Here is a 13,693-nt window from a genome sequence, read left to right as displayed (position 1 = left end):
TCAAATCTTGATAGCCGATATATAAAATTATATGATAATTTTAATCAAATTTTCAACAGAAGCGCGAAAATTTGACTTATTCAAATCTTCTCGCAAAGCTTCACCAAGAATTTCCAAAATTGCATAAGCTTCATCTTTTGTATGACCTCGCGTACACTGATATTCTTTAATAACCAATATCATGGAAAAACTAGAGAAAACCTACTTCGGATTCGCGATTGCAAACCTAGTATTCTTCTCAATAGCAATAATTCCTATACTAGGGTTGATATATCTAACACATCTTCTTTACTTACAGCGATCGCACTTCCATAACTTCACCAATAAAAAAGGCGATCGCTTCTACAGTAGTTCAAGGAAGCGATCGATCTCTATTCGAGCCTGTTTTAAAATTCGAGCTAGAGTAGATCGCTTAACGGATCGATGAGCCGGAACTGTTAGTTTTAAAACTTCTGATGGTAGTTCTTTTTCTAATCTGATGTGACTACCGCGCTGACGAACAACTACCCACCCATCTCTTTGTAGAGCAGCAATAATTTGTGTGTAAGGAAGGTTAGGAACTTTACTCATAAAACTAGTTCTCTAACGATCGCGCTCTCCCCAAAAGATGTATCCTCTTCCAAAGGTTCAAGGTAAAGTTCAATTGCTTCTTGGATATTCATTAAAGCTTCATCAATATTCTCACCTTCGCTGATACAGCCTGGTAGTGAAGGAACATAAGCGGTGTAACCACCTTCATCACTAGGTTCTAAAACGACTTTAATTTTCATACTTTCCCAAAGAGTGGTGTTAGTTGACGATCGATCGGATTGTAGCAATTTTGAGCATTTTCACATATTCGCACATAATGATAAATTATATGTAATGTATTTGCTTGTCCTGCTTGAATCAAATACCAACAACTTCCTTCTACCACAATAAGAAAACAAGTTAAAAATTCGGATCATGAGCCAAACTACTAACTCAATCAACGTTAAATTGATTAACTCTCTTGCTCAAATTATCCTCTCTCTTACCGACGAGGAGCAGCAACTTTTAGCGCAAAAAATTCAGTATCGATCGCTCTCTAGTGAAGAACTTCAAAAGAAACAGGAAGCTTTACAACGTGACATTGCACTAGGCGCGGAACAACTTCAGAAAGGAGAATACACTGAGTATAATGATTCCACGCTACCTAATTTGCTTGAAACCATCAAAATGCGGGGCAAACAGCGACTTCAGCAGGAGCAATCCTAGTGAATCGTTACCGTTTGTCACGACAAGCAGAACGAGACTTAGAAGATATTTGGGTTTATCTGACACAGCAAGATGAACTCTTAGCTGACAAACAAATTGCCCAAATTTTGGATCGATTTCCTATGTTGTCTCAATTTCCCAATATGGGCAAGCAACGAGACGATTTGATGGCAGGACTCAGGAGTTTTCCTGTTAAGCCATACATTATTTTTTACAATAAAATTGCGGCTGGTATCGAAATTGTTAGAATTTTACACCAAGCTAGAGATATTGACAGTCAGTTTTAGCGATCGCACTTCCATAACTTCACCAATAAAAAAGGCGATCGTTTTCGGATTACAAGGGCAGATACAACACAAATCCTTTCCATTCTGACTGTTCACTACAATTAACTAACAAGAGAAGTTCATCAATTGCTTGTCTAACGGACATTCGATCGTTAATAACAAACAACCCTGACATTTCTTCCTGTTGAAGTAATCTTTGGTAAGCAAAATCAGGCATAGTTGCGCGATCGTGAGTTAGCAAAATGCGATCGTTTTCTGCCGCCCACTTTAAGATAGTTGGATCGTCTACTTCTGCCAAACCAATATCTTGAACTCGTAGCAAATCAAGCTTTGGTTGACGCAGAAACAGCCCTCGAACAATATCACCATTAAAATTTTCATCACTCAACAACCGCAGCATGATTAACTCTCTAAGGTTGTTTTTGGGCTAACAAGCGCGATCGAATTAAACTTAGATCGGGTTGAACGGCTGACAAACGCTGATGAATCGACTCTGCTAGCTGTTCTCTATGATTGAGATAAGCTTCTACTGCTTCTTGATGTCTAAGATAGTAGCCGATTGTTGTATAAACATCAGATAATAGCAAAGTTGAATAACGTTGGACAATTGATTCAGGGGATGCACCATCCTGAAAAGCTCGAATTACTAATTCCAGCAGAACTCTTGAGTTTCCGATTCTTATTGCTCCTGTTGCATCTTCTCGGAACGGAGGTGCTTCAACTTCTAAAACAAGGCTCACCAGTTAATCTCCCACAAAACTACTGCTTTAATCTAGAATAATACCGTTTGTCACGGTAGGCAGGGCGAGACTCAGAAAATATTTGGTTTTATCTAACACAGTAAGATATGAATAAACTACTTTCTTCCGGCATACTTCTAACTATAATTTGTTCAGTTCAAATGTCATCTTTTGCCCAATCATTGCCCAGATTGCGGCGAAATATGAATTATGCTCAAGTCAGAACTATGTTAATTCAGCGAGGCTGGCAACCTGTAGTTAATTCCGAACAAGTGAATAATCGAGTTCCCAACAGTACGATCGACTATTTGATCAAAAAAGGCTATACCGAAGTTGTTGATTGTTCTGGAACAGGATTAGGGCTTTGTTTATTTCAATTTAAGAATGCTAAAAGGCAAAATCTTTTTGTATCTACAAGTAATAATCAGTCTGGGCAAGTAAGTAAGGTCTATAGTTGGAGAATAGAGTAAATAATTATTCATATAGTTAATGTACTTGCAGCAATTGAAACTAGGAAAGCAGAAGAGAGAAAACACTTTTTTCCTGTTTAATTTTTCCTCTCTCTGCCGTATAAATTTCTGCCTTATGCTAAGGTTAGCGGCATCTCTGAAAAGTTAGAATTAAGCACAAGATCCGGTTGGTCACTAATGAGTGATACATTAGAAAAATTAGACGAAACTCCACTTAATGGGTCGGTAAAAGCTTCGGCTAAAACCTTTGGCATGGAATCTGGCGGAGCAATCAAATCAACATTATTAAATAATTGTAGATTTGCCAGGGCTTGTGGTGCTGAAGTTCCCGAAATTACTGTATCGGTTCTGGCACTTAAATTTTGAATTCTGGTGTCTTGCGCCGCACCTACATCAGCAACATTAAAAGGCGTATTAGCAAATCTTTGGGTTAAATAATTTGCTAAGGCTGTTTGTTCGCCAATACCTGTTTCTACTTGGTTTCTTGCCGGGAAATTGGGGAATGGATAACCATCACCGCCACCAGCTAAAAAGTTTAAAGTAACAGTGCGGAAAGTGCGATTTGGATCGCCAACTAATTGCCCATTTTGAACTACCACATCGGTAGTATTACCACTAGCATTTTTGATAGCTATAGACCGGACTCGACTTCCCGCAGGTCGATTAGGATCGAAACTAAATGCGATTCCTCCTGCTTGGGGAAAACGTCCTGGGGTTCTTCCTGGGCCGGAGTCAGCGACTCCATGTTCAATTACTTGTTGTAATTGTTGGGCAGTTAATGTTAACAATGTTAGCTGATTGTTAAACCTCAAACTGTTTTCAATATCCAGGGTAGAAATTTGACCTGCTTCTTTACCAGCGCCGGGATTAGCTACAGGAGGAATCCTTTGTCCGGCATTGGGATCGTTACCGCCTGCGCCTACAATTGCACCGATCGATTCTCGAATACCACCCCCATTTTTGAGGGAAATTACTACTGAAGGATCGATCGCTCTAGCGGCAGCGAGGTTGGCATCAGCAGTTAAATTTCCTAAGTTGGTTTCTTCGGTACGCACTGAGTTTCTTTCACCATTTAAGTAAACACTAGTGCGTCCAAAAGTTTGCGCGTCTTTGGTGTTGATGACGTTTCCTATTGCTTGGGTTACTTCGACTACTTTGGCATTTGGGGCAACGTTTCCTGTGGCGACTACTCCTTGTTGATCTGTGGCATAAGCACCGTTGATTTCAGGATTTAAATTTTGGGTAATTACTCTGCCTTGGGAGTCGAATTCAGTAACTAAACGACCAACATATTTATAGTTACTGGTGGTATTTACGACTACTACTGGTTCGCCTGTAGCGGAGGTTCTTAATATGGGATAAGTGCCGCCTGATGTGTCTCCTGTTCTTAAGCGATCGTTAGAATCAGATAACAAAGTATGGGAACCGCCAGCCACAATTATATCGACATTTCGCAACCTGGGAGCTAAGTTTAATTCCACATCCAATTGTTGCATATGTGCCAAGAGAACAATTTTATTTATTCCTTGACCTGTTAAAGCATCAACTGATGGTTGAATTGTGGCAGCTAAAGCATCCAAATCATTTGGATTGGCGGGGGAAACTCCGACATCTCCAGGGGAAGAAATGCTTCGCAATGTGGGAGTAGTTGCACCAACAATCCCAATTCTTTCGCCATTAACTGTAATCACCGTGCTTTTAGCAATACTGTTAGGAATATTCCTAGCTTCTTGTCCATCTGCTACTACTAAATCTTGCAAGTTAGCATCGGTTGCAAAATTCAAATTGGCGCTTAAATAGGGAAAAGCTGTGCCGGAATATTCCCGATCTCTGGCGATTAAAGTTCTAACTTGTCTGGTTCCTTGGTCAAATTCGTGGTTGCCGAAAACGCTAGCTTGTACTCCCAACGCATTGAGGATGGTAATATCTCCACGACCGATATCTTCTCTGCCTAAAGCTGTTCTTAAAGATGGGTCGCTGCTAGCTGCTAAAAAGGGGCCGGGAATGTAATTATCGCCAGAAGAAAGGAATAGGGTATTTTGGGGAAATTGCGATCGCAAAGCATTAACTACCGATGACATTCTCGGCGCATCATCTATTGCGGGAACTCCTCCTTCAAAGTCGGAAGCGTGCAATAACTGAAGTACGAAACTGCCAGAAACTGTTCCTCCGCCAAAGCGACCTTCCGATCTGCCAAACTGAACGTAATGCTGGAAAGCACTACCAATAGTACCAGCTGTTACCGCTGCTTGTACGTCGGGATTTTGGCGTAAATACAAACTGGGGTTAAATTCTGTGCTGGGTTGACGTTGTTCAAATTGTCCGAAGTCAATAAAGTGTGAGAAAGCACTTCTAATACTTCTGTTACTCACTGCTTGTCGGACATCTGGATTTCTTTGTAAATAAAAACTGCTATTAAAAACAGTACTCGGATCGCGACCTTCAAATTGTCCGGCGTTGACGAAGTGTTGAAAAGCGCTGCGGAAAACACCCGCATTTACCGCTCGTTGGACATCTGAATTTCTCTGTAAGTAAAAGTTGGTGTTGAAAAAGGTACTAGGATCGCGACTTTCAAATTGCCCAAAGTTGAGAAAGTGTTGTAATGGGCTTCCTGGTAAGATGCGTCTACTGACGGCAACTGCAATATCTAGATTTTGCTCTAGGTAAAAACGACTGTCGAATATGCTGGGAATCTGTAATGCCATGAGTTTAGCTTCGCTACACAAAACGTTTATCGTCTCATGGCATGGTTAAGATTTTTTTATACAGAGGTTATGAAATTGCGATCGCTTTTTTCCGCTCGGAACTACTGCTGGTTTCCCATCGTTAACAATCACCCGGAAGGGTGGTTTGCGGATACTTCTGAAGGAATAATTTTTTCTATTAGCTCTAAAATTAAATCTAAACGAAAATCATTGACCAAATCTGTAAGCGCATCAGCCAAAGTTACTTCAGTATCAGGAATTTGTTCAATTAACTTCAAGATAATATCATCGTTAGCGCCAAGTACTGCTTGATGTAGTTTTATTATCCACTCAGCAGGCATTACTTTTAAATCCTCTGCACTCAGTTTTTTAGGTATTACTGAATTTAAGAAAGTCGGTTGATTTTCATCGGCATAGATGTAGCGCACGCCTAAATATTGAGCCATTTTTTCAAATAACTCTGACTCTGGGAAAGGTTTAGATACTAAGTCATCACAACCCGCTAAGAAAATACTCGATTGTTCTTCTTCAAAAGCACTAGCTGTTAAGGCAATAATTACAGTTTTGGGAATATTTTCTTTGGTCAATCTTTGTTGTTGCAAGGCTTTAATTTGTTGGGTTGCTTGATAACCGTCCATGACTGGCATTAGCATATCCATCCAAATTAGGTGAGGTTGCCAAGTTGACCATAAGGCGATCGCTTCTTGTCCATTAACTGCTTCTTGCACTTCAAATCCCAATGGTTTCAATAACTTAAGTAACAATAGACGATTTTCTTCAATATCCTCAACTATTAAAATCCGATAAGTTGGCTGATTAGGTTGTAATCCAATCACTTGTTTAGCAGTTAAGGAACTTTTTTCTTGCATAGCAACAACTTCTTTAACTCTGATATCAAAAGTAAAAATTGTTCCTTTACCCAACTGGCTATTAACTGTAATATCTCCCCCCATTAAGCGGACAAATTGGCGGCTAATTGGTAAACCTAATCCCGTTCCTTGCATGGATTGACGACCTGTTTCAGTTTGCACAAAGGGATCGAACATTGTCGGAATTTCTTCTGGTGCTATTCCCGCACCTGTGTCTTCTACTTCAAAGTTAATTACCGCTTGATTTTGCTCTCTTTTTCCTAATTTGGCTCTTAAATGAATCCTGCCTTCATGAGTAAATTTAACGGCATTACCTAACAAATTTATTAAAACTTGTCTCAACTTACTTTCATCGGTTTCAATATATCGGGGAACATTTGTCGATCGCTCAACAATTAGCTGTAAACCTTTAGAAGCAGCTTTTAACTGCAACATATTTTCTAAGTCTTCGAGTAATTGATACAGATCTAAGCGATTTTTGTTGAGCGTAACTTGACCTGCTTCAATTTTTGACATGGATAAAATGTCATTGATCAAATTTAATAAATGTTCGCCACTGCGATTAATAATTTTTAGCTGTTCTTGTTGTTCATCAGAAAGAGAATTGCTTCTTGCCAATACCTGACTAAAACCGAGAATAGCATTTAGCGGTGTCCGTAGTTCATGACTCATGTGAGAGAGAAAACGACTTTTAGAAATTGATGCTGCTTGCGCCGCTGCTAGTGCTTTTTGTAGAGTTTCTTCTGCTTGTTTGCGTTCTGTAACATCCCGGACAATACAAACAACTTCATCAACACCGCTTTTAATAATTCGAGCTTCATAAGTGTACATCCCATCCGGTTTTTCTAAATTATGCTCAAAGGTTTGTAGTTTTCCGGTAGTAACTGCGGCTAGAAAATTTTCTAGCAATCCTTTTTTAATGTATTCCGGCATCGGTAAGTCTGTTAACTTTTTGCCAATGAGAAGTTCTGGAGGTACGATTAAGTTATTTTCATTTGCTTCTACATCTAAATAAGTGCCATCTATTCGGTGACGAAACATCGTGTCGGGTATGGCTTTTATTAATGCTTGCATTCTTTCTTCGTTCTGTCGTAAGGCTTTTTCGGCTTCTACTCGATCGCTAATATCACGCGAACAAGCAAAGTTATATTCTTTGCCATTAAATTCTAAATAATTCAAACTAACCTCTACAGGAATCATTCTGCCGTCTTTACTACGATGTTCGGAGGTAAAGGATAAAGTTTTGTGCTGTTTTAGTTCTTCCCAGCGTGAGAGCCATGCTTCTTGAGAAAAGTTAGGATCGCAATCCCAAACGTACATTGATAACAACTCTTTACGGGAAAAACCTTGTTGTTCGCAAGCTTTTTTGTTAGCGCGAATAATTTTGCCATTGCGATCGCTCCAGACTGTAGCCAGAGAAGAGTGTTCTACGGAAAAGTCTGCTAATTTTAGTTGTTCTTCAATCTTTTTACGTTCGGTGATATCATTCTCATTTATCAACAGTATAGGAGAACTATCTGTCGGGTCATTAGTCTGCCGAATTTCTATATAATGCCAATGCACTCCTTGTTTAGTTAAAACTTGAATATCACCTTTAAAAATGCCTTTAACAGTCAATTCTTGTTCTACTTGCAACCAAATATCTCGATCGAAAAAACGCTGCTTTAAATGCTGATTTTCTGGATTAGATATACAATTACCATAACAATTAATAGCAGCGGGATTTTGAAATATTAACTCCCCCGATTTATTGCATAAAGAAATTGCTACTGTTGTATGACGTAGCGCTTCTATAGAACGAAGAGCTTCTTGTTCAATGTTAGTAATTCTTTCTGCTTCCACTAACATTGCTAAACAATCCTTCTCAATCAGAATTCCCGAACAGGTGCAACGAACAGATACAGCTTTTCCTTGGGGGTAAAATGTCCACTGTTCAATTATTGTTTCACCCTGCTTAAAAAGCTCTAGGTAACTTTGTAAGCGGGTATAGGTTGCAGTAGAAACTTGACTTAAATCGCGGCTGAGTAATTCTTCTAAACTTGCTGCATTCCACAGCTGTAAAGCGGCACGATTTGCCCACCTCATTTTCAGATTTTGGATATCATAAATCCAAATGGGTGTTTGCAGTCGTTCATATCCCGCTAACTGATAACAAATCATTGGGTTGTCGATCGCGAACATAAGCTGTCACGCCAAATTAGTTACTGAGGCCGCAAACCAGCAAGCAGACAAACTAGCGGGAGAGCGGTACAAAGCTATTTTATTCTGTTTCCAAATAAACAACTTTGCACGATGTATTTTAACTTTAAATAAAACGGTTACTCTCAAAATTTGATTTTCCCAACTTTAACGTTTTGCCACTACTACTTAATATTAATTACCAACCTATTTATTTTGCAAGGTTATCAGTAAAAATATCCCTTATCCCAAAATTTTTACACATACAATAACTACGTAAATGTACCTGTTTTATATGCACAGATAAATGTTCGTGGAAAAAGGCGAGAAAATGAAGCCTTATCTTATTGCACAGTTAGCTTTAACATTTATTAACAACTCTTGTTAAACTTAAAAATTTAGAAAAATTAGTTTATTGAGTAAAACATAAAGAGTTGCTAAGAATTGTATTCATTTAGCGATCGACCCGTTTAATGTTCTTATACTAATTTCTATAAATCTCGATCGTTTACAACTAAAACGAGGAGGCACCCAAAATGAATCATACTTATGAGGTGTTGGTTGATATCAAAGAATATCTTGAGCCAACAACCAATAACTGCCACAAGGAAACAACACGCTACGAGATTGACGCACAATCTAGACAAACAGCCGACTACATGGCAAAATTACAAGCCAGAACCGACCATCCTCAAGGTATTGAATACGACGTGCGAGTAACTAGGTTACTAAAATAACCGCAAGACTAGATGGAATGGTAGAAAATCTTTCCCGTCATGATTTATCCCCTCAAACCTGTTCACATCTGAGCCATATTGAAATATTTGAATGTCTGCAAAAGTAACTGTTTTGGCTACAACTCCGGCAAGTTCCGGGAAGTCATGGTCGGAAAATTTGTTCCCCTGCAAAATCACTAAAGCCAACTCCACAAATCTGAGTTGGCTTTGCGATATTTTATAAAAAACTGGGTTTTATAGTTAGGGTCTTTATATAAGCTGACCCCAATTGATGCACAATAATTAAAATAACTAAATATTGACAGAGTGACATCAATCTCAAGCGCTAAAACTTAAGATACAAAATACTTGCTTTTTAAAGAAGCTGACTAGTCCTTTGTGATTAGTCCACAAAACCAGAGTTTTTTACTAAGAGTACGATCGCCTCAATTTGTTTGCAACACTAAGTCAACGATCAGCGATGCGTGATCGGAATTAGCATTTTTACCTGTATAAATTTGCCTCACCCGAAACTGCTGACTAACTAAACAGTGATCGATGGGAATATTAACTAAAGGAATTAGCCAAGAAGGTAAACGGACGTGAGTTGCTGTTCTAGGCCAACTTGGTAAAATACCAAATCCTAACCGAGTATTATATAACTTAGTTTCGTTGATTAATTCCCGATAGTAAGGCGACCAAGGTGTAGTGTTAAAATCTCCCATTAAAATTAATGGTTGCTTCTGTTTTTGAATGTATTTACTTAAGGCTGCTAGCTGATGATTACGACGGTGAAAATTGCTGCGAGTTAGAGGTACTAAGGGATGAATGCCAATAACTTGAATTAGTTGTTTGTTGACTTCGATATTGGCTATGATGTTATGATTTCCTTGACTATTTAAGCGATCGGCTCTAATATCTGCAAAAGGAAAGCGACTAAAAACAGCTAAACCTCCCCCGGAACTTTTAAAAGTATAAGGCAAAGTGTCTTCTAAACGAGTTTTTAATATTTTAAATGTGCTTTCGTCAACTTCTGCTAATAAAGCTAAATCTGGGCGATTACTTTGAATTAAATTAACTATTTTGTTATCCTGATTATTTTGAACATTTAAGTTAAAAGATAAAACTCTCATTGATTTACCTGGAGCTTCAATTATCTGTTGTGAATGAGGTAAATACCAGGGAATTACATCAACTGCGTTTAGTCCTGCAATTAATAAAGCAGCAATTATTAATGCTTTATTTTTAATCTGACCGACTTGCCAGAGAATAATTAGAGCGATCGCTAATATTACAGATAAAATAAAATATTGAACTCGGAAATGGGTTATTAGTTCTAAAGGCCAAACCCAAGCAAAGTAAACCAATAAAGACAGTAACCCCAAAACTATCAATGTGGCAGTGCTGATAATGAAAGCAATTCGTTGCAGCATGATGTCAATCGAACTAAAATTCACTAGTTGACATCAAGTATACAAGTATAATTGAGTAGTTTTCGGATAGTCTATTCAGAAACCTTTTTTCCCATAGATTAAAACTTGGGGTTACACAAAGCAAGTCTGCCTACACAGACTTAAGAATTTCGCTGTTAGTGGTTATGAAGTTGGTTCTGCATCTAGTAAAGGCAAAAATTTGCGAATTAACCCAATAGTTACAGCAGGAAGTTCTAATTGCGGAGTAAAACCGAAATCATCTGAATGATAAAAGAAACGAATTGCTTTCGGGTTCATTTTTGCGAAACGACGACCGATTTCTGGACTAGTAAATTCTGATTCTTTTCCCCAAATAATGGCTGTAGGAATACTTAATAGATTAATGTATTCTCCTAAATCAAAAGATAAATCACCACTAACAAATGACAAGGCGGCATATTCAGCATTCGGCTGTTCAGCAGATGCTAAATATGCGTCAACGATTTCTGGATAAATTCGTTCTGGATGAGCGAATTGCCGCTGTTCTAAGTAGCTGCGAACTCCTAAAGCTGAAGCTACTCCGGCGCTATAAAGTATTTGGTTTAATACGGGAATTTTAACTACTTTGGCGGCGATACTTTGGCTGTAGTCGGTTCCGAATTCTGCTAAACCTGCGGGAGTAACTAATATTAATGACTTGAATAATTCAGGTCGATTTATGGCTGTACGAATGGTGAAAGCCGCAGTTAATCCAGAGGCAATTACTGTTACAGGACGATCGCAAGTTTTTTCGATAAATTCCAGAATAATTCTAATATATTCGTCTATTCGATATTGTTTGGCTGGATGGTTGGAACGCCCCCAACCAATTAAATCAGGTGCTAAAATTCGATATTCGGTGGCAAAGGCAGGATAAACTTTAGACCATTCATAAGCAGACGAACCACCGCCAAAAGCGTGGAGAAAGACTAGTGTTTTTTCGCTTTCTTTTGCGCCATTTTTATTCCAAGGTTCGTCAATGGCGGTATAGTAAACCATGTCTCCTAAAAACGTATTGATCGATCGCTTTCCGAAACCCAGTGGGATAAACATTGATAAACCTCTTCTTCTGTGCCATATATTATGTTGTAGTTAACACAGAAGAATTGGCATCACTCTAAGGTTCTATTTTTAGAAATTAGGGTGGATCGGAATTTAGTTTTTGTGATTTCAAGCCGTTTTTGTATTCTGACACACTCTACCTTGTTAGGCGGCGACTGCTACAGCTTCTTGTCCATGTTTGCGTAATAATTCCATTAGTTCATCTCGGTAGTCATGGAAAATAGTATGGCGTTTAACATTGTGAGTGCGATCGGGTAATTTAATGGTAATTTCTTTTCTGACTGTACCAGGACGTGCCCCTAAAGCGTAAATTCGATTGGAGAGAAATACAGCTTCTTCCACATCATGAGTAATCATAAAAATGGTGATTTTTGTTCTTTGCCAAAGTTCTAACATAAATTCGTGCATTGACTCTTTGGTGTGAATATCTAATGCGCCGAAAGGTTCATCCATTAATAATACTTTTGGTTCGGAAGCTAGGGCGCGTGCGATCGCCGCACGTTGTTTCATTCCCCCCGATAATTCTTTAGGTAATGACTTAGCAAAATTAGCCAATCCCACTACACTTAAATAATAGCTTGCTTGCTGTTTTCTCACCTTTTTTGGTACGCCTTGAAGTTTAAGTCCAAATTCAGTGTTTTCTTGTACATTCATCCAAGGATAAAGTGTATAGTGTTGGAATACCATGCCGCGATCGGGCCCCGGCCCTGTAATCACTTCACCATCAATTCTTACTTCTCCAGAAGTAGGGTTATCAAGTCCTGCTATTTGCCGCAATAAAGTAGATTTACCTGAACCAGATGCCCCTACTGCACAAATAAATTCTCCTTGTTTAATCGTCATATTAATGTCTTTCAGGACGACTAAATTACCGTTTTTGGTTTGAAAATGTTTGTTCAGATTGTTAATTTGCAAATACATAAATTTAGCCTCACTAATTTGGTTTCTTTGTCATTAATTTGTCTTTTTTTTTGAACCACGTTCGCGTAGCGTGTGCGTAGCACGTAAGGCACGAAGGACACGAAGGAAAGAAAAAGAAGTATTTACAATTTAGTTAGAATTTTTATCTTTAAATTGCAGAATCTATTGGGACAAAAACTTTTAGTTCCTCCTCTGTGTACCTCTCAGCGTTTTTGACTTGCCCATTTACAGGAAACTCTTAAGAGATACTGGAAAAATAGATCGAAAGATAATCCAATTACTCCAATTACTATTAGTCCGACGAAGATTTCATCGGTTCTGAGAAATCTACCTGCTACGCTAATTCGACGACCTAAACCTTCGGTTGCGGCAATTAGTTCGGAAACAATTACTAGTTGCCACGCTGCTGCTAAGTTGATGCGACAAGCGTCAATGATTCCCGGTAAAACGTGGGGGAAAATTACTTGTAATAGGGCTTGTTTGCGATCGCCTCCTAAAATATAACTCGCTTCAATCAAATCTTTTGGTACAAATTTTACAGTATCCATTACCATTAAGGAATTGAAGAAGAAAACTCCGATAAAAATCAGGGTGATTTTCGGTTCTTCTCCGATTCCCAAATATAAAATTAACAGGGGAATAAAGGCAGGTGCGGGCATATAGCGCATTAGTCCAAATAGCGGTTCTAATAATGCACGAACACTGGCAAAACTGCCCATCAATATCCCAATGGGAATAGAAACTGCTGCTGCTAAAATAAACCCAACACCGACACGCCATAGACTTGCAACTGTATCTTTCAACAGTTCGCGAGTGCTCCATAATCTGCCGAACGCTTCCATTACTTTGGCAGGTGAAGGTAAAAATTTCGGGTCAATGTTTCCGAAGGTAGTTACTAACCACCAAAGTAACAAAGGCGCACCAATTGAGGTAATAACTAATGCTGTATTTAAAGGTTTGGGAATGTCTTCACCCAGCCGCCAAAAAACTGTGGGTTTGATTTTTTTTGGTCGGATGTAGTTTCTAATTGAGCTAGGAGTTTCATTCATGGTTAAAGT

16 protein-coding genes are annotated in these 13,693 nt (G+C 38.7%); 4 read left to right on the top strand and 12 right to left on the bottom strand.

The window, feature by feature from the left end; translation table 11 throughout:
- Nucleotides 1–27: 27 nt before the first annotated feature.
- The 4 genes from ACE1CA_RS11015 to ACE1CA_RS11000 all read right to left on the bottom strand — a co-directional run bounded on the left by ACE1CA_RS11015 (nt 28) and on the right by ACE1CA_RS11000 (nt 916).
- The gene (locus tag ACE1CA_RS11015; protein WP_413280310.1) at nt 28–183 is read right to left on the bottom strand and encodes a helix-turn-helix domain-containing protein; all 156 of its coding nucleotides are present in this window, start codon (nt 181–183) and stop codon (nt 28–30) included.
- A gap of 159 nt (nt 184–342) precedes the next feature.
- Nucleotides 343–570, bottom strand: coding sequence for a type II toxin-antitoxin system HicA family toxin (locus ACE1CA_RS11010; protein ID WP_413280309.1), 228 nt, complete (start codon nt 568–570; stop codon nt 343–345).
- Entirely contained in the window at nt 567–770 is a 204-nt protein-coding gene (locus tag ACE1CA_RS11005) for a type II toxin-antitoxin system HicB family antitoxin (RefSeq protein WP_413280308.1), read from the bottom strand. The genes ACE1CA_RS11010 and ACE1CA_RS11005 overlap by 4 nt, the downstream gene beginning before the upstream one ends.
- Nucleotides 767–916, bottom strand: a complete 150-nt coding sequence (locus tag ACE1CA_RS11000; RefSeq protein ID WP_486517756.1) for a hypothetical protein — start codon at nt 914–916, stop codon at nt 767–769. The genes ACE1CA_RS11005 and ACE1CA_RS11000 overlap by 4 nt, the downstream gene beginning before the upstream one ends.
- A gap of 29 nt (nt 917–945) precedes the next feature.
- Between ACE1CA_RS11000 and ACE1CA_RS10995 the strand changes: the two genes are divergently transcribed.
- Together ACE1CA_RS10995 and ACE1CA_RS10990 are read left to right on the top strand one after the other, a co-directional pair.
- Nucleotides 946–1,236 (top strand): hypothetical protein, encoded by a 291-nt coding sequence (locus tag ACE1CA_RS10995; protein ID WP_413280306.1) that lies wholly within the window; start codon nt 946–948, stop codon nt 1,234–1,236.
- On the top strand, nt 1,236–1,523 hold the full coding sequence (locus tag ACE1CA_RS10990; protein ID WP_413280305.1) for a type II toxin-antitoxin system RelE/ParE family toxin: 288 nt from the start codon (nt 1,236–1,238) through the stop codon (nt 1,521–1,523). Before ACE1CA_RS10995 ends, ACE1CA_RS10990 begins: the two co-directional genes overlap by 1 nt.
- A gap of 49 nt (nt 1,524–1,572) precedes the next feature.
- On the opposite strand, the gene ACE1CA_RS10985 is transcribed toward ACE1CA_RS10990, so the two are convergent.
- Both ACE1CA_RS10985 and ACE1CA_RS10980 read right to left on the bottom strand, forming a co-directional pair.
- Nucleotides 1,573–1,923 carry a DUF5615 family PIN-like protein gene (locus ACE1CA_RS10985; protein WP_413280304.1) on the bottom strand — a complete coding sequence of 117 codons (351 nt, stop codon included), beginning with the start codon at nt 1,921–1,923 and terminating at the stop codon, nt 1,573–1,575.
- 10 nt (nt 1,924–1,933) lie between these two features.
- Entirely contained in the window at nt 1,934–2,263 is a 330-nt protein-coding gene (locus tag ACE1CA_RS10980) for a DUF433 domain-containing protein (protein WP_413280303.1), read from the bottom strand.
- 107 nt (nt 2,264–2,370) lie between these two features.
- Here ACE1CA_RS10980 and ACE1CA_RS10975 point away from each other — a divergent pair, with 107 nt between their 5' ends.
- On the top strand, nt 2,371–2,733 hold the full coding sequence (locus tag ACE1CA_RS10975) for a hypothetical protein (protein WP_413280302.1): 363 nt from the start codon (nt 2,371–2,373) through the stop codon (nt 2,731–2,733).
- Nucleotides 2,734–2,846: 113 nt separating this feature from the next.
- Here ACE1CA_RS10975 and ACE1CA_RS10970 read toward each other — a convergent pair whose 3' ends face one another.
- Complete coding sequence (locus ACE1CA_RS10970; RefSeq protein ID WP_413280301.1) at nt 2,847–5,438, bottom strand: bifunctional metallophosphatase/5'-nucleotidase; 2,592 nt, start codon at nt 5,436–5,438, stop codon at nt 2,847–2,849.
- Nucleotides 5,439–5,566: 128 nt separating this feature from the next.
- Nucleotides 5,567–8,488 (bottom strand): PAS domain-containing sensor histidine kinase, encoded by a 2,922-nt coding sequence (locus ACE1CA_RS10965; RefSeq protein WP_413280300.1) that lies wholly within the window; start codon nt 8,486–8,488, stop codon nt 5,567–5,569.
- 533 nt (nt 8,489–9,021) lie between these two features.
- Between ACE1CA_RS10965 and ACE1CA_RS10960 the strand changes: the two genes are divergently transcribed.
- Nucleotides 9,022–9,222, top strand: a complete 201-nt coding sequence (locus ACE1CA_RS10960) for a hypothetical protein (protein ID WP_413280299.1) — start codon at nt 9,022–9,024, stop codon at nt 9,220–9,222.
- A gap of 425 nt (nt 9,223–9,647) precedes the next feature.
- Here ACE1CA_RS10960 and ACE1CA_RS10955 read toward each other — a convergent pair whose 3' ends face one another.
- The 4 genes from ACE1CA_RS10955 to ACE1CA_RS10940 form a co-directional block, all read right to left on the bottom strand.
- Nucleotides 9,648–10,634 (bottom strand): endonuclease/exonuclease/phosphatase family protein, encoded by a 987-nt coding sequence (locus ACE1CA_RS10955; protein ID WP_486517755.1) that lies wholly within the window; start codon nt 10,632–10,634, stop codon nt 9,648–9,650.
- A gap of 162 nt (nt 10,635–10,796) precedes the next feature.
- A complete protein-coding gene (locus ACE1CA_RS10950) occupies nt 10,797–11,705 on the bottom strand; it encodes an alpha/beta fold hydrolase (RefSeq protein ID WP_413280297.1) in 909 nt (302 codons plus the stop codon).
- Between the two features lie 153 nt (nt 11,706–11,858).
- Nucleotides 11,859–12,635: an ABC transporter ATP-binding protein gene (locus ACE1CA_RS10945; RefSeq protein ID WP_413280296.1), complete on the bottom strand. Its 777-nt coding sequence runs from the start codon at nt 12,633–12,635 to the stop codon at nt 11,859–11,861.
- Between the two features lie 203 nt (nt 12,636–12,838).
- Entirely contained in the window at nt 12,839–13,684 is an 846-nt protein-coding gene (locus ACE1CA_RS10940) for an ABC transporter permease (protein WP_413280295.1), read from the bottom strand.
- Nucleotides 13,685–13,693: the final 9 nt, after the last annotated feature.

Source organism: Floridaenema evergladense BLCC-F167 (genome assembly GCF_041929205.2).
GTDB lineage: Bacteria > Cyanobacteriota > Cyanobacteriia > Cyanobacteriales > Aerosakkonemataceae > Floridanema > Floridanema evergladense.
Note: the sequence above shows the minus strand (reverse complement) of the source record. Positions and strands in the feature narration are given on the sequence as shown.